The following is a 21,822-nucleotide window of genomic DNA, read 5'->3' on the forward strand; positions in this document are numbered from 1 at the left end:
CCGCCTCCCCCGTCGCGTCGTAGCCGTAGACCGCCAGCTCCCCCGGCTCCGCCAAGAGCCGCTCCCGCGGAAGCTCCTCTTCCAGCTGTCGGAACCAGCGGGGCGCAGATCCCGCCCCGGGCCGTCTCGTGGTCACGCGTGCATCCCGCTCCTCCCGGCCGCCGGCGCGCAGCGCCGGGCGGCATCCCGGCAGAGCAGACTTTCGCCCCCGCTTCGACACCGCCTGCCGCCTTCGACAGCGCGCGCCCCGCGCCGCCCCTCCGGAGAAGGGGGAAGGCGATGCCCCGGCCGCGGGCGATGGCGGAGTTTGCTTTCGGTCAGCGGAGAAGGTGCTTCGCCAGACGGAGCGAAAGGAGACGGAAAGCGTCGGATTCTGCACATCGGAGGAGGGCAAGCGATGGCTACCCCGCCTGTCAAGGAAGTCTCGCGGCGAACCGGGACGGCCTCCCCGGCCTGGATCGCGCTCTTCGGCGCGCTCATCGGCGTGACCTCGCTGATCCCCATCTTTCCGTACGTGGGCGGCGGCGGCTACGTGCCGCTGCTCGTCCCCTTCTCGGCCATGGCGCCCATGCTGCTGGGCCCGGCGGGCGGCATCTTCGCCTCGGTCATCGGCGGCCTGATCGGCATGTTCATCGCCCCCGCGGCCTTCCCGCTGGGCATCGTCGACGTGCTGGAGACGGGCATCGCGCCCGCCTTCTTCACCGCCCTGATGCTGAACAACGACCGCTACTACGCCTGGAACGTCCCCATCCTGGCCATCTTCTCCGCCTTCGCCGTCCTCTTCCCGTACTACATCCCCGGCCCGGCGGCGCGCTTCCCCTATCCGCCGGAGCCGCTCTACATCCTCATCTCGGCCATCTACTGGCTGCCCACGCTGGTGGTGGCCATCCTGCCCTTCGGCCGCTGGACGCTGCCCGCCTGGGCCCGCTCGGACGAGCCGCGCCGGCGCTACTTCGGGCTCCTGATCATCCTCGTGCTCTCGCTCTACATGTGGTGGAACCCTTGGACGCGGCCCTACTGGTACGTCTTCCACTACCCGGTGAAGCTGGCCCTGGCCACCTTCATCGGCTACATCTGGTGGGTGCCGGCGCTCTCGGTGATCACCGCCGTGCTGGCTGCCGCCATCCTGGAGGCGCTCAAGCGGAGCGGCCTGCCCAAGGTGGAGCGGGCCCTATGGTAGAGCCGGCCGGCGGCCCGGCCGTCCGGGTGGAGGAGCTCGCTTTCCAGTACCAGGGGGGCGGGGAGGTCCTCCGGGGGATCTCCTTCACCCTGGAACCGGGCGACTTCCTGGTCGTCCTGGGGGCCAACGGCGCCGGCAAGTCCACCCTCTGCTACCTGCTGACCGGCATCGTCCCCAACATCTACGCCGGGCGGCGCTCGGGCACGGTGGAGGTGGTGGGCGTCGACCCCTGGGAGTACCGGCTGGCCGAGCTGACCGACCGGGTCGGCCTGGTGATGCAGAACCCCGAGAGCCAGATCTCCATGCCCATCGTGGAGATGGAGATGGGGCTGGCGCTGGCCAACCGGGCGGTGCCGGCGGAGGAGATCGGACGGCGCGTGGAGTGGGCGCTGGAGGTGGTGGACCTGGCCGGCTACCGCCGCCGCCCCACCAAGGCGCTCTCCGGCGGGCAGAAGCAGCGGCTCGTCCTGGGCGCCGCGCTCACCTCGCTGCCGCCGCTCCTCGTCCTGGACGAGCCCACCGCCCAGCTGGACCCGCTGGGCAGCCGCGAGCTGCTCCGGGCGATCAGCAAGCTCCGCCAGGAGCGCCGCGTCACCATCGTCATGACCACCCACAAGACCGAGGAGGTCCTCGGCCTCGCCACCCACGCGCTGGTGCTGGAGGAGGGGAGGGCCGTCGCCTACGGCCCGTACGCCGAGGTGATGCGCCAGGTCGACCTGCTGGAGGCGGCCGGCGTGCAGGCCCCGCCGGCCGAGCACGTCGCCTGGCGCGTGCGCCGGCGGGGCGTCGCGCTGCCCCCGGGAGCCGCGGAGGAGGCGGTGGTGGAGGCGCTGCGGAGCCGGGCGCGGGGGCCGGTGCCGGTGCCCCGGCGGGAGCGGCCGGCCGCGACGCGTGCGCCGGTGCTGGAGCTGGAGCACGTCACCTTCCGCTACCCCGGCCAGGAGCGCCCCGCCCTCCAGGACGTCTCGCTGCGCGTGGGGGAGGGCGAGTTCGTCGGCGTCGTCGGCCAGAACGGCTCCGGCAAGAGCACGCTCCTCAAGCTCCTGGCCGGCCTGATCCGCCCCCAGGAGGGCGGCTACCGCCTGGCCGGGCGCGAGACCGCGCCGCTCTCGGTGGCCGAGATCGCGCGCCAGCTGGGGCTGGTCCTCCAGGATCCCGACTACCAGCTCTTCAACCCGTCGGGGCTGGAGGAGGTCGCCTTCGGCCTGCGGAACCAGAGGCTTCCCGAGGAGGAGGTGCTGGCGCGGAGCCGGGCGGCGCTGGCCGCCGTCCGCCTGGAGGCGCAGGCGGAGCTCTTCCCCTTCCGGATGAGCTTCGGCGACCGCAGGAAGCTGGCCGTGGCCGCCGTCCTGGCGCTGGAGCCGAAGGTGCTGGTGCTCGACGAGCCCACCACCGCCCAGGACTACCGCGGCCGCTACCTGCTGGCCGACCTGGCGGCCGAACTCAGGGCGCGCCGCGGCCACACCGTCCTCATGGTCTCGCACGACATCGACCTGGTCGCCCGCTACGTCGACCGGCTGGTGGTGATGCGCGACGGGCGGATCACCGTCGACGCCCCGCTGGAGGAGGCGCTGGCGCAGGAAGACGAGCTCCGCGCCACCCACGTCTCCGTCCCGACGGTGACCCGCATCGCGCGGCGGAGCGGCGTCTTCGACGGCCTGGTGGCGGACGAGGAGTCGCTGCTGGCCGCCTTTCCGGGTGGTGAGCGCCGTGAACACGCCCTTTGAGTACCAGGACGGGGAGAGCTTCCTCCACCGCCTCCATCCCAACGTGAAGCTGGCCTGGGTGCTGCTGACGCTCCTGGTGGTGCTGGCGCCCTACGGGCTGAACGCGGGCAGCTTCCTCGGGCTGGCGCTCTGGCTGGCCTTCGACCTGGCCTGCTGGCTGGCGGCCGGGCTGGACTTCCGCCGCTTCTGGGGGCTCTTCCGCATCCTCCTCTTCACCTTCGCCTTCCTGGTGGTCAGCCAGGCGCTCCTCTACGCCACCGGGCCGGACCTCTTCCGGATCGGGCCGCTGCCGGTCAAGCGCGACGGCCTGGCCTTCGGCCTGCTCCTCTCGCTGCGCATCCTGGTGGCCATGTCGGTGATGCCGGTCTTCATCTCCACCACCTCGCCCGGCAAGCTGATGGCGGCGCTCCTGCGCCTGGGCATTCCGGCGACGCCGGTGCTCATGTTCCTCTCGGCGCTCACCTTCACCAGCACGGTCTTCGAGATGTGGCAGAGCATCGTCGACGCCCAGCGGCTGCGCGGCTTCGACGTCGACGCCATGCCGCTCTGGCAACGCGCCCGCAAGGGGTACATCCCCATCGTCGTCCCCCTGGTGCTGATGCTCTTCCGCAAGGGCAACGACCTGGACATCGCGCTGGGCACCAAGGGCATCGGCGCCGTCCGCCGGCCCACCGACCTGGAGCCCGTCTCCTTCGGGCTGGGCGAGGCCGGCTTCTCGCTGGCGCTCCTGGTGATGTGCCTCGTCTTCGTCGCGGCCTTCAGCGGCCGACTGCTCTCCTGAACGGGGGGATCTGCCACGGACTGGCGTGAGCGGGTGGAGCGATACCTGGCGCCCTCGCTGGCGGTGGACTGGCCGGGCCTCCGCGTGGAGCGGGCGGAGGGGGCGCGGGTGACCGCCGCCGACGGCCGCGTCTACCTGGACTTCGTCTCCGGCATGGCGGCGCTGCCGCTGGGCCACGGCCACCCGGAGGTGGTGGCGGCGGTCCGGGAGCAGGCGGAGCGCCTCCTCCACGGTCCGCTGGGCGTCTTCTACTACGACGTCCTGCTGGATCTGGCGGAGGAGCTGGCGGCCGTCCTGCCCGGCGGCATCGCCACCTTCTTCTTCGGCAACTCGGGCACGGAGGCGGTGGAGGGCGCCGTCAAGCTGGCCCGCTTCGTCACCGGGCGGCCCATGGTGGTCGCCTTCCGCGGCGGCTTCCACGGCCGGAGCCTGGGCTCGCTGGCGCTGACCGCCTCCAAGGCCTTCTACCGGCACGGCTACCAGCCGCTGCCCGGGGTGGTCCACAGCCGCTTCCCCTACCCGCTGGCCGACGGCCTCGCGCCCGAGGCGTCGGTGGCGGCGGCGCTGGAGGAGCTGGACGCGCTCTTCCGCCACGTGGTGGCGCCGGAGGACGTGGCCGCCATCGTGGTCGAACCGGTGCAGGGCGAGGGCGGCTACGTGGTGCCGCCGCGGGGTTTCCTGGAGGGCCTGCGCGAGCGCGCCGACCGCGCCGGCGCCCTGCTCGTCTTCGACGAGGTGCAGACCGGCTTCGGCCGGACCGGCGACTTCTTCGCCGCCGAGACCTTCGGCGTGACGCCGGACGTGATGGCGCTGGCCAAGGCGATCTCCTCGGGGCTGCCGCTGGGAGCGACGGCGGCGCGGCCGGAGCTGATGGCGCGCTGGCCCGCCGGCACGCACGGCACCACCTTCGGCGGCAGCCCGCTGGCGGCGGCCGCCGCCCTGGCCACGCTCCGCGTCCTGCGCCGCGAGCGGCTGCCCGAGCGCGCCCGCCGGCTGGGCGAGGCGGCGACGGCGGAGCTGTGGCGCCTGGCGGGGCGCCATCCCGGGCTGGTCCGCGAGGTGCGCGGGCCGGGGCTGATGATCGGCATCGAGTGCGCCTCGGGGGAGGTGGCGACGCGGGTGCTCCGCGCCGCCCTGGAGCGGGGGCTCATCCTCTACCCCGCGGGGCCGGACGGCCGCGTGATCCGCTTCATCCCGCCGCTCAACGTGCCCGAGGCCGACCTGGAGGAGGGGTTGGAGATCCTGGGCGGCGCCTTCGACGAGGTGGCCGGAAGGCCATGATGCGGGCGGTGGAGCGCACCTTCCGCATCCTTCTCGCCCTGGGCGAGGCGGGCGGCGAGGGGGTGCGCCTGCGCGAGCTGGCGCGGCGGGTGCGCCTGCCGGAGCCGACGCTGCTCCGCTTCCTGGAGTCGCTGGTGGAGGTGGGCGCGGTGGAGGAGCGGGGGGAGGGGGGCTACGCCCTCGGCCTCCTCCTCCGCCGCCTGGCGCACGACGCGGTACCCGACCTGCGCGCCGCCGCCGTGCCGGTGATGCGGGCGCTCAGCGAGCGGCTGCACGAGGACGTTCACCTGGCGACGCTGGACGCCGACTCCGTCCTCTGCCTGGAGAGCGTCAAGTCGAGCCACCTGCTGGGCGTCGCCATCGGCACCGGCTCCCGCGTCCCCATCTACGCCTCGGCCATGGGCAAGGCCATCCTGGCCTTCATGGGCCGCCAGCAGCGTGCCGAGCTGCTGCGCCGGGTGGAACTGAAGCCGCTCACCCCGCGCACCCTCCACGAGCGCGGCCGCCTCCTGGCGGAGCTGGCACAGACTCGGCGGCGGGGCTACGCGCTGGACAACGGCGAGCTGGAGCTGGGCATCCTCTGCATCGCGGCGCCTCTCTTCGGCCCCGGCGGGGCGGTGGTGGGCAGCATCTCCGTCACCGCGCCGGCCGAGCGATGGAGTGCCGCCGAGCTGGAGCGTTACGCGCCCGTCCTCCTGGCGGAGGTGGCGGAGGTGAACCGGCGCCTGGCGGGCGAGGGCCAGAGCAAGGTTTCCCTGGAGAGGGGATAGACGGTTCGTCGGCGCGGCCCGAGCACCCTCCCGGGGCGATGATGCGGGTCCGAGGGGTAGCCCCCGGATCGGCGGCTACCCCCGCGGACTCCCGGTTCCCCCTGCGCCCGATCGGCAGGCGTGGCAGAGACCCGAATAAAAGACTTCCACCCGCTCGACCTCGCCTGCGTCCACCCAGCGCTCCGGCTTCCTCGGCCGGCCGGTGGCGGGGACGTCGTACCAGCGGCCGCAGCGTTCGCAGATGAAGTGATCGTGCTCCTCCAGGTCGAGGCCGTAGAGGCGGACTCCGTTCGGGTCGGTGTGCTCGTCGAGGAGCCCCGCCTTTCGCTCGTCGTCCAGCGCCTTGTAGACGGTCGCCTTGGACACCTCCGGGGCATGCACCCGGATCCGGGCGAGCACCTCGGCCGCCGTCAGGTGCAGCGACGGTTCCGCGAGGAAGAGGTGGAGGACCGCCCGGCGCTGGGCGGTGACGCGCAGTCCCCGCCTCTGCAAGAGCCTGATCGCCTGCTCCTGCGTCGGATCCACGCCAGCCGCCTCCCCGGGAGAAGCTCTGCCACGGCGTCAGTCAGCCGTTTCGAGGTGGGCCGCCAGGAACCAGAGGTCCTTGTCCGCCTGGCGCGCGAGTTGGGTCAGCAGGTCGGCCGTGACGGGATCGCCGGACTTCGCGGCGAGCTCGATGCCCGCATAGAGTCTGGCCGTCACCTTCCTGAGGCCATCCGCCACCCAGCCGATCCACCTGGAGGAGGTCCGCACACCGGCGGACTCCGACGGGGAGCCGCCACCGGGCGCCTCCCATACATCGGCCACCTCCGCGGCGGTTCCCCGGGCGCTCCCGCCCAGTTGGACGGCGCGTTCGGCCAGCAGGTCGACGCCCTCTTCCAGATGGGAGGCCACCTGATCCAACAGCTCGTGGATCTCCAGGAAGTTCTGCCCCTCGACGTTCCAGTGCGCTACCTTGGTCGCCAGCTGCTGGCCCCGCAGGGAGAGGGAGAGCTCACGGAGCTCCTGGACCAGCGCTTCGCGGGCTTCGGATCCGATGGAGACGGCGGCACTTCCCGCGTCGGTCATTCGACATACCACCCCTTTCCGTCGCCGCTTCCGCAGGGGAGCGTTGACTGAGTACGAGTATAGACTGAGTCTTAGAAAGATGCAAGTCTGACGGACTCCGTCTGCCAGTGGCTTCCTCGGTACAATGGACGAACGGTTGCACGTGCAGCAGGCCTGTCCGGGACCGCCGGCGCTGGCGACGAAGGAGGCGGCTACGAAGCCGGGAAGTCCCCGCTCCCGCGAGCTCACGCCCGATGTCGCCGGAACGCGGCTCCACGTCGTGATCCAGAGGAAGGCGGTCCAGAACGTCAACGCACGCCTGGGCGGCTCGGAGCTCCGCGTCAGCGCGCCCGCGGCCGTCCCCGGCGACGTGCTCGAGCCCGTCGTCCGCGATCTCGCGAGGAAGCTGCTTTGCCGCGTCGACCCCCGCGCGGCCGAGCGGGGATTGAGGTGCAGGCAGGAGTCGACGCCCTGACGCGCGAACCCGCCCCATCGTGAACGAGCAAGACGCCATGCACGAGGACGACTCCCTGCTCGCGTGGGTGCGGCGGTGGCAGTTCGACCGGGCCACCCTCGAGGAGATGAGCGATGACCTCGTCTACCGGCGGGGTCGCCAGTACTTCCGTGACGGCCGCGTCCTCGACTTCGACCTCGTCGACGGGGAGATCGTCGGTTCTGTGCTCGGTTCCCGGCGCCGCCCCTACGAGGTCCGGCTCTTCGCGGGCCGCTACGGTCTCCAGGCCGCGTGCGACTGCCCCTTCGCATACGGGTGGTGCAAGCACATCGTCGCCCTGGGCCTCGCCGTCCTGGAGGAAGCGCGGCGCGAGGAGCGCGACCGCGACCGGAGGTCGGCGGGGAGCGCCGCGCCTCCCGGGGAGGTTCCGACCCGCCCGCCGGCGCCTCCGCTTCCTGCCTGGAAGAGGACGCTCGAGGCGGCGCTGAGCGCGGCCGCCGCCCGTGCCGCGGGAGGGACCGCCCCCGGCGGGGCTCCGTCCGCCGTCGGCGAGACGCGTCTCGTCGTCCGGGCGTCGCTGGGACCGGGGGGGCTTGCGCTCCGCCTCCGCGCCGCGCGCATCGGGAAGCGCGGCCCGGGCGCGGAAAGGAGCTTCCACACCGGCTATTCCTACCCGACGGGCTGGCCGCCTTTCCTGGGGGCGGCGGAGCAGCGCCTGATCCGCCTCCTGGTGGCGGAGTCCGCCGTCCGGCTGGGCATGACGTTCGAGGCGCCGATTCCGGTACCGCCCGACGCGCTGGATCCGGTGGCCGAACTCCTCGCCCAGCTGCCGTACGTCTTCTTCGAGGAGTCGGCAGCTGCCGGTCAGGCACCGCCGGTCCAGGGGCCATCCGGGCGGCCGCGCGGCGGACGGCCCGGCGCCGCCCCCGAGCCGCGCAGGCCGCTCCGTGTCGACGACCGGCCGCTCCCCGTGCGGCTCGCCCTCGAACCCGCTCCGGAGGAGAAGGGCCGCCCGGAGCGCCACTACCTGCTGAAGCTGGCTCCGGTCGAGGCCGGGGATCCGCGCTGGCAGAGGCTCGTCCGCGCCGGCGGGGCCCACCTCCTCCGCGGCCGGAGGGCCTGGCTGCTGATCGCGCCGGAAGGGCGGGAGGAGGGCGAGGTCCAGGCCGAGCTGGTCCCGCTCGTCTCCGGCGCGCCGCCGGAGCTGATCCTGGCCATCGGATCCGGGATCCGGGTGCCGGAGAGCGAGCTGGGCGACTTCCTCAACGACTACCTGGGACGCCTGGGCGGCCCGGAGGAGCTCCTCCTCCCGCCCGAGGTCCGGGAGCGCCTCAGCGAGGAGATGGCGCCGCGGCCGGTGCTCACCCTGGCGGAGCGGGAGGGAGTGCTGGAGGCGCGCCTTCTCTTCGCCTACGGCGACGGGCCGGCGCAGGTGGGCGCAGGCCAGCCCGAACCCGAGATCGTCGAGGCGCAGACGGCGGCGGGGCCGCGCTGGGCCCGGCGGGATCGGGCGGCGGAAGGGCGGGCGGTGGAGCGGCTGGCGGCCGCCGGGCTCGCGCCCCCGGAGCCTCCGGAGCAAGGGACCTTCACCGCGGAAGGCGACGCCGCCCTCGACTTCCTGGCCGAGCGGGTGCCGGAGCTCCTCCGCGAGGGGTGGGAGGTGCTGGGCGAAGAGGGGCTCGGGCGGCTGCGGGTCGTGCGGACGCGGCCCCGCCTCCGCGCCGAGGTGCGCTCCGGCATCGACTGGTTGGACCTGGAGCTGAGCCTGGAGACCGGCGAGGGGCGGCTGGGGACCGAGGAGCTCCTGGCCGCCCTGGACCGGGGGACGCGCTGGGTACGGCTGCCCGACGGGAGGGCGGTCCGGCTTCCCGAGCGCTGGTTCCAAGCGGCGCGGCAGGTGCTGGAGGGGGAGCGGGAGCCCGGGACGCGCCTGGCGCCGAGGCTTCCTCGCTGGCAGGCCCCGCTGGTGGAGAGGCTGGCGGCCCACGCCGACGAGGTCCGCTTCGACCGGCGCTTCGAGGAGCTGGCGGGCAGGCTGCGCGCGCTGCGCCAGGGCCTGCGCGACTTCCGCGGGATCCCGCGGCAGGACCCGCCGCTGGGTCTGGCGGCCGAGCTCCGTCCCTACCAGCGCCAGGGCCTCGACTGGCTCCGCTGGCTGGCCGGGGAACGGCTGGGCGGCGTGCTGGCCGACGAGATGGGTCTCGGCAAGACGGTCCAGGCGCTCGCCCTCCTCCTCGGCGAGAAGGAGGCCGGCCGCGCCCGCGACCCGAGCCTGGTCGTCGCCCCCACCTCGCTGGTCTTCAACTGGTTCGAGGAAGCGCGGCGCTTCACCCCGGCGCTCGACGTTCTCGCGCTGGTCGGCCCGGAGCGGAGCCGCCACTTCGGTGAGCTCGCCCGCCATGACGTGATCCTGACCAGTTACGCCCTGCTGCGCCGGGACATCGAGGTGCTCGCCCGCCAGCGCTGGCACCTGGTCGTGCTGGACGAGGCCCAGGCCATCAAGAACGCCGGCTCGGAGACGGCGCGCGCCGCGCGGCGCCTCGACGCCGACGCGCGCTTCGCGCTGACGGGGACGCCGCTCGAGAACAGGCTGGACGAGCTCTGGTCCGTCTTCGACTTCGTGCTGCCCGCCTTCCTCGGGAGCGAGGAGGAGTTCCGGAAACGGTGGGGGCGGCCGGTGGCGGCGGGCTCGGTGCCCGCCGGCGCCGAGCCGGGGGAGGGTGCCCGGGCGGCGGAGGAGGCCCGCGAGGCGCTGGAGCGGCTCGGGAGGCGGATCCGACCCTTCCTCCTGCGCAGGACCAAGCGCGATGTGGCGCCGGAGCTGCCTCCGCGGACCGAGACGGTGCTCCGCTGCGAGATGGGGCCGGCGCAGCGCCGGCTCTACGAGCGGATCCTGCGCGACGTTCGCGAGCGCGTCTTCGGCGAGGTGGAGCGGCGGGGCATCGAGCGGAGCCGCATCACCATCCTGGACGGGCTCCTGAAGCTCCGGCAGGTGGCCTGCCACCCGCAGCTGCTGCGCCTGCCGGGCAACCGGATCGAGGCCTCGGCCAAGCTGGAGCTCTTCCGCGACCTGGTCCGGGAGATCGCCGGCGGCGGCCACCGGGTGCTGGTCTTCAGCCAGTTCGTGCGCATGCTCGGCATCCTGCGCCGCGAGCTCGACCATCTCGGCCTCCGCTACGAGTACCTCGACGGCGGGACGCGCGACCGTGCGGCGCGGGTGCACGCCTTCCAGGAGGATCCTGCGATCCCGGTCTTCCTGATGAGCCTGAAGGCCGGCGGCTACGGTCTCAACCTGACCGGTGCCTCGTACGTGATCCACTTCGACCCCTGGTGGAACCCGGCCGCGGAGGAGCAGGCGACGGACCGCGTCCACCGCATCGGCCAGTCGAGGGAAGTCTTCAGTTACAAGCTGATCACCCGCGGCACCGTCGAGGAGAAGATCCTCGACCTTCAGGCGAGGAAGCGGGAACTGGCGCGCGACCTGCTCGCGTATGCGGGGCGCGGCGGCGCCGGGACGCCCGGGGCGGGCGAGGCCGCCGGTGGCGCGGGCGCAGGCGAGGCGGGCGACCTGGCGTCGACGCTGACGCGGGAGGACCTGGAGGTGCTCTTCCGCCTGGACTGAGGGTGTGAACCGGGCCGCGGGTCGGCGGGCGGCAGGTGGATCCGGCGTGGGGGGGCTCGCGGTGACCCGCGAGATCGGCAGGGAAGATCGGCGGGGCGTCGAAGGAGAGAGGTGCCGTCGGGCCGGTGATCCCGGGACGAAGAGCGGGCCGAAGGGGATGAAAGGCCCGCCGCGCGGTCATAGGGCATAGACCCTGTTCTCTCAGAGTCGCCTCCCCATGTTGGGCACCGCCCGGCGGCATGCTTCTGCCCCGGGCTCCCCACGGCGCCTTTCCCGGAGACGGATCGAGCCATGGCCGAATCGTCTGCCTGGAGGAGCAGCTCCCGTGGCGGATTTGTTCGTGATCGCGCACAATCCCGACCCGCAGAGCCGTCTGCCCTTTCTGCTGCGGCTGCCGGTGGAGGGCGAGGCCGAAATCGTCCTGGCCACGCGCGGCACATGGCCGTCCGGCAAGGACCTGTTCTGCTACCCGCTCGACTCCTGGCCGGAGGGCGCGCAGGTGGTGGAGACGGTCCCGGTCGAACGCTGTTGGCGCGCCGGGGCCGCGGTCCACTTGGTGCTCGAGCGGCGGCGGGCGCGGCGCTCGCTCTTCGTCTGGACCCGGAGCCGTGGTCGCACCTTGATCTTCTGGCGCAGCCGCACGTCCATGCGCGGGGCGCGGCCGGGCGTCCGCATCCCCCAGGCCAGGGGGCTGGAACGCGCCCTCGAGGTGGCCGTGGACACGCGCGAGCGCCACCCGTGGCGCTTCGTCCGCTACGGTGTCCGGACCGAGCGGCGGGAGTTGCCGGTCGGCGACTATGCCGTGCTGGACGGCGGCCGCTGTGTCGCGGCGGTCGAGCGCAAGACCGTGGCCGACCTGGCCAGCAGCGCCACCGGCGGCGAACTGGAGCTGGTCCTGGCGGAGCTCGATCGCCTGCCCCACGGCGCCCTGGTGGTCGAAGGCCGCCTGAGCGATCTTCTGAAGGTAGGCCAGGAGGCCAACGTCCGGTCCGGCTGGCTGCTCAACCTCGTGGCAGCCCTGCAGGTGTCGCACCCCCGTGTCGCCTGGATGTTTGCCGAGAGCCGCTCGTTGGCGGAGGACTTCGCCTACCGCTGGCTGGCCGCCAGCGCGCACGCGGAGCGCCTCGCCGGGGGAGGGCCGCCCGCGGCCGTCGGCGAGCCCCCGGCCTCCTACCCCGGCCCCCGCCTCCTCGACGCCCAGGAGCGCCGGCGGATCGCGCTCCAGGAGGCGGCCGAGGGCGTCGTCTGGACGGCGGCCGACTTCGCGGCCCGGTGCGGCGTCCGTCCGGCCACGGCCTGGAGGGATCTCAAGGCCCTGGTGGACGAGGGACGGCTGGTGGCGGAGGGCGGCCGCCGCACCCGCCGGTACCGGGCGCCCTCCGGGGCGGGGCGACCCGCTGGACGACCGCCGGGAGCGGGGAGCGGGCAGGCGGGGTGAAGGAGTCGCACCCCTACTGCGCCGTCATCCCCCCGTCGATGGCCAGCACCTGGCCGGTCACGTAGGCGGCCGCGTCCGAGGCGAAGAAGAGGACCGCGCCCACCACGTCCTCCTCGCGCCCCAGCCGCCCCATGGGGATGGAGGCCAGGATCGCCTCGCGGTGGAGCTCGATGTTCCCCTCCGCCAGCCGCGTGGGGATGAAGCCCGGCGCGATGGCGTTGACCGTCACGCCCGAGGGCGCCCACTTGACCGCCAGGTCGCGCGTCAGCGCGATCAGCCCTCCCTTGGAGGCCGTGTAGCCGCTCGCCTCCAGCACCGAGGCCGGGGCGCCCACCAGCCCCGCCACCGAGGCCACGTTGATCACCCGCCCGCGGCCCGAGGCCTTCAGCGCCTCCGCCGCCGCCTGGCAGAGGAGGAAGGGCCCGGTCAGGTTGACCTCCAGCACCTCGCGCCACTTCTCCGGCGGCATGCTCTCCAGCGGGGCGCCCCAGGAGCGGCCGGCGTTGTTGACCAGCACATCCAGCCCGCCGAAGAGCTCCAGCGCCCGCGCCACCATGGCGCGCGCCTGGGCGGCGTCGCTCACGTCGCCCAGGAAGCCCTCCAGCTCCAGCCCCTCGCGCCGCGCCTCCTCCACCGCCGGCTCCAGCCACTCGCGCCGGCGGGCGGTGACGAGCACGCGCGCCCCCGCCCGCGCCAGACCGCGGGCGATGGCCAGCCCCAGGCCGCGCGAGCCGCCGGTGACCAGCGCCGCCCGCCCGCCCAGGTCGAAGGGGTTCCCCCCGTCCGCCATCCCTCTCGCCTCCCCGCCTACCGCCCGTCCCGCCGGGCCAGGCCTTCCATGAAGAGCCGCAGGAAGCGGTCCGCGATCTCCTCCGGCCCCAGCGGCCCGTCCGGCCGGTACCAGCGGTAGGCCCAGTTGCACATGCCGAAGAGCGCCAGCGCCACCAGGCGCGGCTCCACGTCGTCGCGGAACTCGCCCGCCGCGACGCCGGCGGCCACGGTCTCCACGAACATCCGCTCGTAGCGGTCGCGCTTCTCGCGGATGCGCGACAGGTATGGCTCCTCCAGGTGGTGGAGCTCGTGGAAGAAGACGGTGACGTAGGGCAGGTAGTCGTGGATGGAGCGGACCAGGCTCCGCACCAGGCGCGCCAGCCGCTCCGAGGCGCTGCCGCCCCCCGCCAGGATGCGCTCGCCCTCGGCCAGCTCCACCGAGATGAAGCGGTCGTGGATGCGGTAGAGCAGCTCCGCCTTGCTCTCCAGGTAGTAGTAGAAGGCGCCCTTGGTGACGCCGGCCGCCTCCACGATCTCCTCCACCGAGACGCCGGTGTAGCCGCGGCGCCCGAAGAGCTCCACCGCCACCTCCAGGAAGCGGTCCACCAGGGAGGCGTCGTTCGCGCGCTCCTCGTTGGCGATCGCCCTCACCCCTCCCCGGCGGCGCCGGCGGCCGCGCCGGCCGGCTCGACGCCCGCGGCCTCGCGCGCCATCCGCTGCGCGCGCGCGAAGTCGTAGCCGCGCAGGATGGCGATCTTCTCCGCCTCGATGGAGCCCTCGGCGTGGACCGCCAGCACCCCGTGGTAGCCGGCCATGTCGCCGGCGGTCAGGTCGCTGGCCAGGTAGGCCATGCGCAGCCGCTCCTCGCCCGTCCCCGTGGCCCCCTGGTAGAAGCGGCGCAGCACCGGTCCCATCTCCGGGTCGGCCAGGTCCTCGGCGCCCGGGGCGGTGACCAGGAGGCCGCCGGAGAGGTCCTGCACGTCGCGCAGCGCGGCGTGGAAGTTCTCCGCGAAGTAGAGCTTGGCCAGGTTGATGGTCAGCTCGTCGGGGACGAAGATGCCTTCCTCGCGCGCCTGGCCGAGGAGCGCCGAGGCCAGGAGCATCTTCCGCACGGTGCCGGCGTAGGCGGCCAGCCGGATCAGCTTCTCGCGCACGTGGCCGGCGCCCGAGACGCCGTTGTACTCGGCCATCTGCGCGCCCACGCCGGCCAGAAGGTCCACCAGCGGCAGTTTGTAGGCGACGGCGGTGAAGCGGTGGTAGTCGACGAAGGCGCGCGCCACCTCGCCCGCGAACTCGTGCTCGCCGCAGAGGAAGACGTTCTCCCAGGGGACGAAGACGTCGTCGAACCAGGTGAAGCTCTCCATCATCTTGAAGCGCCCGCTGAGCGGGTTCTCCAGCGTGTTCCGCGGCGAGGAGAGGTAGGGGCTGGCCACCAGGCGGACGCCGGGCGCGGCCACCGGCACGGCGAAGGCGACGGCGTAGTCGCGGTCGGCCTCCTCCATGCGCTGGGTGGGGATGACGATCAGGTAGTTGGCGTTGACCGAGACCGAGGTGTGCACCTTGGCGCCGCGCACCACGATGCCGTCCGCCTCGCGGCGGACCACGTGGACGAAGAGGTCGGGGTCAGCCTGGGCCGAGGGCCGGGCGCGCCGGTTCCCCTTGACGTCGGTCTGGGCGACCGCCAGGGCCGCGTCCTCGCGGCGCACCTGCTCGTAGAAGCGCTCGACGCGCTGCCGGTAGCCGGTGCCGCGGGCCGCGTCCACGCGCCCCGTCACCCGCATCAGGCCGAAGAGGGCGTCGGTGCCGATCTCGTGGATGAGGGTGACGACGGTGCCGCCGCGGCGGGTGATCTCCTCGATCAGCTCCATGCGCAGGAGCAGGTCGGCGGCGTTGCGCGGCACGTGGTAGAAGCGGTTGTAGGGCTCCTCCCCCTGGGCGGGCGAGGCGCCCGCCGGCGCCGGCCGGGCCGGGTCGGCGACGGCGCGGTCGCGCCAGGCCGGATCCTCCGCCAGGTCGAAGTCGAGCTGCGCGTGGCGGACCGCCCGGCCGATGACGGGGTGCCGGGTGACGTCCTCGACCCACTGGCCGCGGAACATCACCCGCCTCCCGTCGCGGAGGCTCTCGAGGTACTCCTCAAAGGTGCGCAGGCCCATGACGGATCCCCCTTCCTGCCAGGAAGCGGACATACCGACCAGTCGGCACTTTTCGCGCCCGCCGGCGGGCGCTCCTGCCGCCCGCGGCCCCGCGCCTCCGGAGCGCGGAGAACGTGCACGAGGCTGCTCCTGGTAGCAGGAATCCGCCGAGAAACCATGGAATATCCCTTTTCAACGCACATACCGGCCGGTAGGTATGACGGCCGGCAAGCCCAGGCCCGAGAGGCGAAGGGAGGGTCGACATGCGGGTGCCGCAGACGCCCCTGCGGGCGCTCGACCGTGCGGTCTCGCTCTTCCCCGGCAAGCGGGCGGTCTGGTGCGAGGGCCGCACGTGGACGTACGCCGACTTCTTCGGGCGGGTCCAGCAGCTGAGCCGCGCCCTGGCGGCGCTGGGCGTCGGCCCCGGCGACCGGGTGGCCTACCTCTCGTACAACTGCCACCGGCTGCTGGAGGGCTACTTCGCCGTGCCGCAGATGGGCGCCATCCTGCTGCCGCTCAACATCCGCCTGCTGGCGCAGGACTTCCGGGTGATCCTCCGGCACTCGGGGGCGAGGCTCCTCTTCGTCCACCCCGACTTCCTGGAGACGGTGGAGGCCATCCGGCCCGATCTGCCCGAGCTGGAGCACGTCCTCCTCCTGGAGCCCGACCCGCGCGGCCGGGCGGAGGGGTCCACCTACGACCAGCTCCTGGAGGCCCAGCCGCGCGACCCCTACCCGCGGCCGGAGGTCGACGAGGACGACGTGGCCGAGCTCTTCTACACCAGCGGCACCACCGGGCAGCCCAAGGGGGTGATGCTCACCCACCGCAACCTCTACGCCCTGGCGCTGCAGATGGTGGGGGCGCTCCAGTTCGACGAGCCCGACGTCCACCTCCACTCGCTGCCCATGTACCACGCCAACGGCTGGGGGGCGCCGCAGACGGTCACCCTGGTGGGCGGCACCCACGTCATGCTGCCGCGCTTCCAGGCCGCCCAGGCGGTGGAGCGGATCGAGGCGCTCGGCGTCACCACAGCCTACATGGTGCCCACCATGGTCATCGAGCTGCTCAACCTGCCCGGCCTGGAGAGCCGCGACCTCCGCTCCATGCGCCGCCTGGTGGTGGGCGGCGCCGCCCCCTCGCCCACCATGGCGCGCGAGGTGACGGAGCGGTTGGGCTGGCCCTTCGTCGCCGCCTACGGCCTGACCGAGAGCTCACCCGTCGCCACCTTCGCCTTCCTCCGCTCCTGGCAGCGCGGCGAGGAGCCCGAGCAGCGCTACCGGCGCATGGCCTCCACCGGCCAGCCCATGCCGGGCGTCGAAGCGCGCGTCGTCGACCTGGCCGGGCGCGACGTGCCGCTGGACGGGAGGACGCCCGGCGAGCTGCTCCTGCGCGGCGACACGGTGATGAAGGGCTACTGGAACAACCCCGAGGCGACCGCCGAGGCCATCCGCGACGGCTGGCTCCACACCGGCGACGTGGCCACCATGGACGCCGACCGCTTCATCCAGATCGTCGACAGGAAGAAGGACATCATCATCTCCGGCGGCGAGAACATCTCCTCCATCGAGGTGGAGGACACGCTCTACGCCCACCCCGCCGTCCTGGAGTGCGCCGTCATCGCCGTCCCCGACGCCAAGTGGGGCGAGCGCCCGCTCGCCCTGGTCGTGCCGAAGCCCGGCGCCGCGGCCGACCGGGCCGCCCTGGCCGAGGAGCTGCGCCTTTGGTGCCGCGACCGGCTGGCCCACTTCAAGGCGCCCGACCGCGTCGAGATCGTCGACTCCCTGCCCAAGACCGGGACCGGCAAGATCCAGAAGAACGTCCTCCGGGAGATGTACCGCGAGGCGGCGCCGAGCGACCGGGCGGGCTGAGCCCCGTCCCGGCCGGCAGACCAAGGAGGGGATCCAACGATGGAGCGCATCCGACCGGGTCGCCCGCGACGGGCCGGCCGCCTGGCCGCCCTCGCCCTGGGCCTGTCCCTCGTGCTCTCGGCCTGCGGCGGCTCGGCCAAGCCCGCGGGCTCGTCCACCACGCCGGCCTCTTCCGGCTCGGCGGGCCAGGGCGCCACCGCCGCCGCCTCGACCATCAAGATCGGCGTCCTGCACATGCTCTCCGGCCCCTACGCCCTCTACGGCAAGTACGGCAGCCAGGGCATCCAGATGGCCGTCGACGAGGTGAACGCCCAGGGCGGCATCCTCGGTCGCAAGGTGGAGGTAAAGGTGGAGGACGAGAACGGCGGCACCTCCCACGCCGTCTCCTCCATGCGCGACCTGATCCAGAACTGGGGCGCCCAGTTCATCGTCGGCGTCGACTCCAGCGGCGACGCGCTGGCGCTGGTGGACGTGGCCAAGCAGCTGAAGACGCCCATGATCGTCACCCACGCCGCCACGCCCAAGATCACGGGCCAGCTCTGGAACCCCTACGTCTTCCGGGTGACCACCAACTCGCGCTCCGACGCCTGGGCGGCCGCCTACATCGCCGCCAAGATGCCCATCACCAAGTGGGCCGGGATCAACCCCGACTACGAGTACGGCCACTCCAGCTGGCAGGACTTCAGCAGCAAGCTCAAGGAGCTGCGTCCCGACGTCCAGTTCGTCGACGAGGAGTACGCGCCCGCCGGCGCCCAGGACTTCTCCAGCTACATCGCCAAGGTACTCCAGTCGGGGGCACAGGGCGTCTTCTCGGTGGAGTGGGCCGGCGACCTGGTCACCTTCATTCGCCAGGCCAAGGGCTTCGGCTTCTTCGACAAGATCCAGGCCTTCATGGACCCGGTGGGAGCGGCCATCGCGGTGGCGCGCCCGCTGGGGAAGGAGTATCCCAACGGGCTCTGGGTCTCCGCGCGGTACTACTTCCTGGCGCATGACACGCCCGCCAACAACCAGTTCGTCCAGAACTACTACAGCCGCTACCACGAGTACCCCGACTACGTCTCGCACGAGGGCTACAAGGCGGTCTACATGCTGAAAAAGGCCATCGAGGCGGCAGGCAGCACCCAGGCCGACGCGGTGATCCAACAGCTGGAGGGCATGTGCATCGACGCGCCCGAGGGCCGCGACTGCATCCGCGCCCAGGATCACCAGATGTTCAAGGACCTGGTCTGGGGGCGGAGCCAGTACTCGGACCAGTACGGCATGGCCGTGATGACCGACATGCAGGTGATCCCGGCCGCGCAGGTGACCTATCCGCCGGAGAACAAGCGCTGAGCGGCGCGGGGCGGGGGACGGAGAGGTGCAGGGCGCTCTCTTGCAGGTGCTCAACGGGCTGACCTACGCCGCCTTTCTCTTCCTGCTGTCGGCGGGGTTGACGCTCATCTTCGGCGTGATGCGCATCGTCAACTTCGCCCACGGCTCGCTGGCCATGCTGGGCGCCTACGTCGCCTTCGACGCAGCCTCGCGGGCGGGGGGCGACCTCTGGGTGGGGCTGGCGGCGGCGGTGGCGGTGATGGTGCCGCTGGGCGTGCTGCTGGAGGCCGGCCTCCTCCGCCCGCTCCAGAGGCGGGGCGACCTCTACGTCATCCTCTTCACCTACGGGCTGGTGCTGGTGATGGGCGACCTGGTCAAGCTCCTCTGGGGGCCGGAGTACAAGTCGCTGCCGAGGCCGGGCTTCCTGGCCGGCGCGGCCGGCCTGGGCCCGCTTCTCTTCCCAGCCTACAACCTGATGCTGATCGCGGTCGCCGCCCTGGTCGCCCTGGTCATCGCCCTCGTCCTCAACCGGACCGCCTTCGGCATGCGGCTGCGGGCGGTGAGCGCCGACCGCGAGACGGCCGAGGCGCTGGGCATCCACGCCGCGGCCCTGGGCGCCTGGGTCTTCGGGCTGGGGGTGGGGCTGGCCGCCCTGGGCGGGGCGCTGGTGCTGCCGGTGCTGACCGTGGCGCCCAGCTTCGGCGTCGAGGTGGTGGTGGAGGCCTTCATCGTGGTGGTGGTGGGCGGGCTGGGGAACGTCTGGGGCGCGCTGCTCGGCTCGGTGCTGATCGGGGTCAGCCGCGCCTTCGGCATCGCCCTTTTCCCCGCCTTCGAGCAGGCGCTCATCTACGCGGTCATGGCCGCCGTCCTGATCGTGCGGCCGTGGGGCCTGCTGGGCCGGGCGCCGCTGGAGAGGAACTGAGGGCCGTGGGACGGCGAGAGGGGCTTCGGATCCTGGGGGCGGTGGCGGCGCTCCTCTTCCCGTGGGTGGCGGGCGACTACGCGCGCTTCCTGGCGGTGGAGGTGCTGGCGCTGGCGCTCTTCGCGGTCAGCTACAACCTGCTGTTGGGGTACGGCGGCATGCTCTCGCTGGGGCACGCGGCGCCCTTCGGCATCGGCGCCTACACGGTGGCGCTGCTGGCGCTGCGGGGCGGGCAGAGTTCCGTCCTGGTGGCGCTGCCGGCGGCGGTGGCGGCGGCCATGCTGGCGGCGCTCCTGACGGGCCTCTTCGTGGTCCGCTCCAGCCAGGTCTTCTTCACCATGCTCACCCTGGCCTTCGCCCAGATGTTCTACGCCCTCGCCTCGCGCTGGTACGCCGTCACCGGCGGTGACACGGGCCTGCCCGGCCTGCCGCCGCCGAGCCTGGGCCCCTGGACTCTCTCCTCCGGCACCGCCCTCTACTACCTGGCGCTCCTGCTGGCGGGCGGCGGCCTCTGGGCGCTCTGGCGGCTGGTCCGCTCGCCCTTCGGCCTGACGCTCCGGGCGACGCGCGAGAACCCGCGCCGCAGCGCCTTCCTGGGCGTGCGCGTGGCGCGCGTCCGCCTGGCGACCTACGTCGTCGCCTGGGGCTGGGCCGCGGTGGCGGGCGCTCTCTGGGCCTGGAACCAGCGCGCCGCCTTCCCCGACACGCTCTACTGGAGCCGCTCGGCCGAGGTGATGGCCATGACCATCCTGGGCGGGCAGGGCTCCTTCTTCGGACCCGTGCTGGGGGCGGCGCTGATCACGGTGCTGGAGCCGCTCCTCAACCGCCTCTGGGAGTACTGGTCGCTCTCGCTGGGGCTGGTGGTGATCCTGGTCGTCTTTCTCCTGCCCCAGGGGCTCCTGGGCGGCCGGGCGGAGCGGCGGCGAGGGAGGTTGGGCGATGTCCGCGGCGAAGGGGCCGGGCAGCGGGCCGGCAGCGGTGCTCGAAGCGCGTGAGCTGCGCAAGGCCTTCGGCGGGGTGGTGGCCGTCGACGGCGTCAGCTTCGCGCTGGAGCAAGGCGAGATCCGGGCCTTCATCGGGCCCAACGGGGCTGGCAAGAGCACGCTCTTCGACCTGCTCAGCGGCTGGATCCGGCCCGACGCCGGCTCCGTCCGCTGGCTGGGGGAGGAGGTGACGGGCCTGCCCAGCGATCGCCTGGCACTGCGCGGGGTGGGGCGCACCTTCCAGCGCGCCAACCACTTCCCCGGCCTGAGCGTGCTGGAGAACGTGCTGGTGGCCGTCCTCTCCCGCCTCGGCCGCGGGCGCGGCAGCTGGCGGCCGCTCTCGGAGTACCGCGCCGAACGCGGCGAGGCGGAGGCGCTGCTGGAGGAAGTGGGCCTGGCCGGGCAGGGCCACCGCCTCGTCCGGGAGCTCCCCTACGGCGACCAGAAACGGCTGGACGTGGCCATCGGCCTGGCGCTGCGGCCGCGCCTGCTCATCCTGGACGAGCCGCTGGCCGGGCTGGCGCCGTCCGAGCGGGGGCCGCTCCTGGCGCTCGTCCGCCGCTTGGCCGAGGCGCACGGCCTCACCGTCCTCTTCTCGGAGCACGACATGGACTCGGTGCTGGAGCTGGCCGACGTCATCACCGTCCTCCACCGCGGGCGCGTCCTGGCCGAGGGCGCGCCGGCGGAGGTGGTGGCCGACGAGAGCGTGCGCGCCGCCTTCCTGGGCGGCGCCTGGGAGGGCGGCGGCGGCGCGGCCGGCGCCGGCGCGCTGCCGGGGAGGTGAGCGGGGTGGCGGAGACGGGCGCCCCCGGGACGGGCGATCCGCTCCTGGCGGTGGAGCGGCTGGAGGCGGGCTACGGCCCGCTGCCCGTCCTTTTCGGCGTCGACCTGGCCGTGGGCCACGGCCAGGTGGTGGCGCTCCTGGGCCGGAACGGCGCCGGCAAGACGACGCTCCTCCGCTGCGTCATGGGCCTGACGCGGCGGAACGCCGGGCGCATCCTCTTCGACGGCGCCGAGATCGGCGACCTGCCGCCGCACCGCCGCGCGCGGCTGGGCATCGGCTGGGTGCCGCAGGAGCGGCGCATCTTCCCCGACCTGACGGTGCGCGAGAACCTGCTGGTGGCGGCGCGCCCCGAGGCCGGCCGCCCGGAGCGGCGCATGGAGGAGGTGCTGGCCTTCTTCCCGTTACTCGGGCCGCTCCTGGACCGGCGCGGCGGCCTCCTCTCAGGCGGCGAGCAGCAGCTCCTGGCCGTCGCCCGCGCGCTGATGGGCCGCCCGCGCCTCCTCCTCCTGGACGAGCCGACGGAGGGGCTGGCGCCGGTGATGGTGGAGGCGGTGGCCGAGCTCCTGCTGCAGCTCCGTCGCGAGCGGATCAGCGTCCTCCTGGCCGAGCAGAACCTGCGCTTCGCCAGCCGGGTGGCGGAGTGGGGCGTCGTCCTGCAGACCGGCTCGGTCGTCCTCTCGAGCCCCATGGAGGTCTGCGCCCGCTCGCCCGAGGTGGCCCGCCGCCTGGTCCCCTCGGCCTGAGCCGCCGG

Annotated in this window: 19 protein-coding genes; 14 read left to right on the plus strand and 5 right to left on the minus strand. The window is 73.3% G+C overall.

The features are described 5' to 3' along the window. Positions 1-397 precede the first annotated feature (397 nt). The 5 genes from K6U79_05160 to K6U79_05180 are packed head-to-tail and all read left to right on the plus strand — an operon-like array spanning position 398 to position 5,739. Positions 398-1,180, plus strand: coding sequence for a hypothetical protein (locus K6U79_05160; protein MCL6521748.1), 783 nt, complete (start codon positions 398-400; stop codon positions 1,178-1,180). Further along, positions 1,174-2,907 carry an ATP-binding cassette domain-containing protein gene (locus tag K6U79_05165; GenBank protein ID MCL6521749.1) on the plus strand — a complete coding sequence of 578 codons (1,734 nt, stop codon included), beginning with the start codon at positions 1,174-1,176 and terminating at the stop codon, positions 2,905-2,907. The genes K6U79_05160 and K6U79_05165 overlap by 7 nt, the downstream gene beginning before the upstream one ends. Then, positions 2,891-3,688 (plus strand): energy-coupling factor transporter transmembrane protein EcfT, encoded by a 798-nt coding sequence (locus K6U79_05170; GenBank protein ID MCL6521750.1) that lies wholly within the window; start codon positions 2,891-2,893, stop codon positions 3,686-3,688. The genes K6U79_05165 and K6U79_05170 overlap by 17 nt, the downstream gene beginning before the upstream one ends. Positions 3,689-3,721: 33 nt before the next feature. Beyond that, positions 3,722-4,969, plus strand: coding sequence for an aminotransferase class III-fold pyridoxal phosphate-dependent enzyme (locus tag K6U79_05175; protein MCL6521751.1), 1,248 nt, complete (start codon positions 3,722-3,724; stop codon positions 4,967-4,969). After that, the gene (locus K6U79_05180) at positions 4,966-5,739 is read left to right on the plus strand and encodes an IclR family transcriptional regulator (protein MCL6521752.1); all 774 of its coding nucleotides are present in this window, start codon (positions 4,966-4,968) and stop codon (positions 5,737-5,739) included. Before K6U79_05175 ends, K6U79_05180 begins: the two co-directional genes overlap by 4 nt. Positions 5,740-5,814: 75 nt before the next feature. Here the strand turns inward: K6U79_05180 and K6U79_05185 are convergent, their stop codons facing one another. Next, positions 5,815-6,264, minus strand: coding sequence for a transcriptional repressor (locus K6U79_05185; protein MCL6521753.1), 450 nt, complete (start codon positions 6,262-6,264; stop codon positions 5,815-5,817). A gap of 36 nt (positions 6,265-6,300) precedes the next feature. Then, positions 6,301-6,807 carry a DNA starvation/stationary phase protection protein gene (locus K6U79_05190; GenBank protein MCL6521754.1) on the minus strand — a complete coding sequence of 169 codons (507 nt, stop codon included), beginning with the start codon at positions 6,805-6,807 and terminating at the stop codon, positions 6,301-6,303. A 259-nt stretch (positions 6,808-7,066) separates the two neighbouring features. Here K6U79_05190 and K6U79_05195 point away from each other — a divergent pair, with 259 nt between their 5' ends. The 3 genes from K6U79_05195 (at position 7,067) to K6U79_05205 (ending at position 12,300) form a co-directional block, all read left to right on the plus strand. After that, positions 7,067-7,261 carry a hypothetical protein gene (locus tag K6U79_05195; GenBank protein ID MCL6521755.1) on the plus strand — a complete coding sequence of 65 codons (195 nt, stop codon included), beginning with the start codon at positions 7,067-7,069 and terminating at the stop codon, positions 7,259-7,261. Positions 7,262-7,280: 19 nt separating this feature from the next. Next, positions 7,281-10,862: an SNF2 helicase associated domain-containing protein gene (locus K6U79_05200; GenBank protein ID MCL6521756.1), complete on the plus strand. Its 3,582-nt coding sequence runs from the start codon at positions 7,281-7,283 to the stop codon at positions 10,860-10,862. A 325-nt stretch (positions 10,863-11,187) separates the two neighbouring features. Beyond that, positions 11,188-12,300 carry a hypothetical protein gene (locus K6U79_05205; GenBank protein MCL6521757.1) on the plus strand — a complete coding sequence of 371 codons (1,113 nt, stop codon included), beginning with the start codon at positions 11,188-11,190 and terminating at the stop codon, positions 12,298-12,300. Positions 12,301-12,313: 13 nt separating this feature from the next. On the opposite strand, the gene K6U79_05210 is transcribed toward K6U79_05205, so the two are convergent. The 3 genes from K6U79_05210 to K6U79_05220 are packed head-to-tail and all read right to left on the minus strand — an operon-like array spanning position 12,314 to position 15,224. Continuing rightward, a complete protein-coding gene (locus K6U79_05210) occupies positions 12,314-13,090 on the minus strand; it encodes a glucose 1-dehydrogenase (protein ID MCL6521758.1) in 777 nt (258 codons plus the stop codon). 17 nt (positions 13,091-13,107) lie between these two features. After that, positions 13,108-13,722 carry a TetR/AcrR family transcriptional regulator gene (locus K6U79_05215; GenBank protein ID MCL6521759.1) on the minus strand — a complete coding sequence of 205 codons (615 nt, stop codon included), beginning with the start codon at positions 13,720-13,722 and terminating at the stop codon, positions 13,108-13,110. Continuing rightward, positions 13,719-15,224, minus strand: a complete 1,506-nt coding sequence (locus K6U79_05220) for a gamma-aminobutyrate dehydratase (GenBank protein MCL6521760.1) — start codon at positions 15,222-15,224, stop codon at positions 13,719-13,721. Before K6U79_05220 ends, K6U79_05215 begins: the two co-directional genes overlap by 4 nt. A gap of 248 nt (positions 15,225-15,472) precedes the next feature. On the opposite strand from K6U79_05220, the gene K6U79_05225 reads away from it, so the two are divergent. Genes K6U79_05225 through K6U79_05250 form a run of 6 tightly spaced genes read left to right on the plus strand, consistent with a single transcriptional unit; the run spans position 15,473 to position 21,814 of the window. Next, on the plus strand, positions 15,473-17,071 hold the full coding sequence (locus K6U79_05225) for a fatty acid--CoA ligase (GenBank protein ID MCL6521761.1): 1,599 nt from the start codon (positions 15,473-15,475) through the stop codon (positions 17,069-17,071). Positions 17,072-17,110: 39 nt separating this feature from the next. Next, on the plus strand, positions 17,111-18,403 hold the full coding sequence (locus K6U79_05230; protein MCL6521762.1) for an ABC transporter substrate-binding protein: 1,293 nt from the start codon (positions 17,111-17,113) through the stop codon (positions 18,401-18,403). Positions 18,404-18,428: 25 nt separating this feature from the next. After that, positions 18,429-19,304 carry a branched-chain amino acid ABC transporter permease gene (locus K6U79_05235; protein ID MCL6521763.1) on the plus strand — a complete coding sequence of 292 codons (876 nt, stop codon included), beginning with the start codon at positions 18,429-18,431 and terminating at the stop codon, positions 19,302-19,304. 5 nt (positions 19,305-19,309) lie between these two features. Beyond that, positions 19,310-20,299 (plus strand): branched-chain amino acid ABC transporter permease, encoded by a 990-nt coding sequence (locus tag K6U79_05240; protein ID MCL6521764.1) that lies wholly within the window; start codon positions 19,310-19,312, stop codon positions 20,297-20,299. Beyond that, a complete protein-coding gene (locus K6U79_05245; protein MCL6521765.1) occupies positions 20,244-21,071 on the plus strand; it encodes an ABC transporter ATP-binding protein in 828 nt (275 codons plus the stop codon). The genes K6U79_05240 and K6U79_05245 overlap by 56 nt, the downstream gene beginning before the upstream one ends. 44 nt (positions 21,072-21,115) lie before the next feature. Next, positions 21,116-21,814 carry an ABC transporter ATP-binding protein gene (locus K6U79_05250; protein MCL6521766.1) on the plus strand — a complete coding sequence of 233 codons (699 nt, stop codon included), beginning with the start codon at positions 21,116-21,118 and terminating at the stop codon, positions 21,812-21,814. The last annotated feature ends 8 nt before the right edge of the window (positions 21,815-21,822 follow it).

The sequence above is a fragment of the Bacillota bacterium genome, from assembly GCA_023511835.1.
In the GTDB taxonomy this organism is placed as follows: domain Bacteria; phylum Bacillota; class Sulfobacillia; order JAIMAT01; family JAIMAT01; genus JAIMAT01.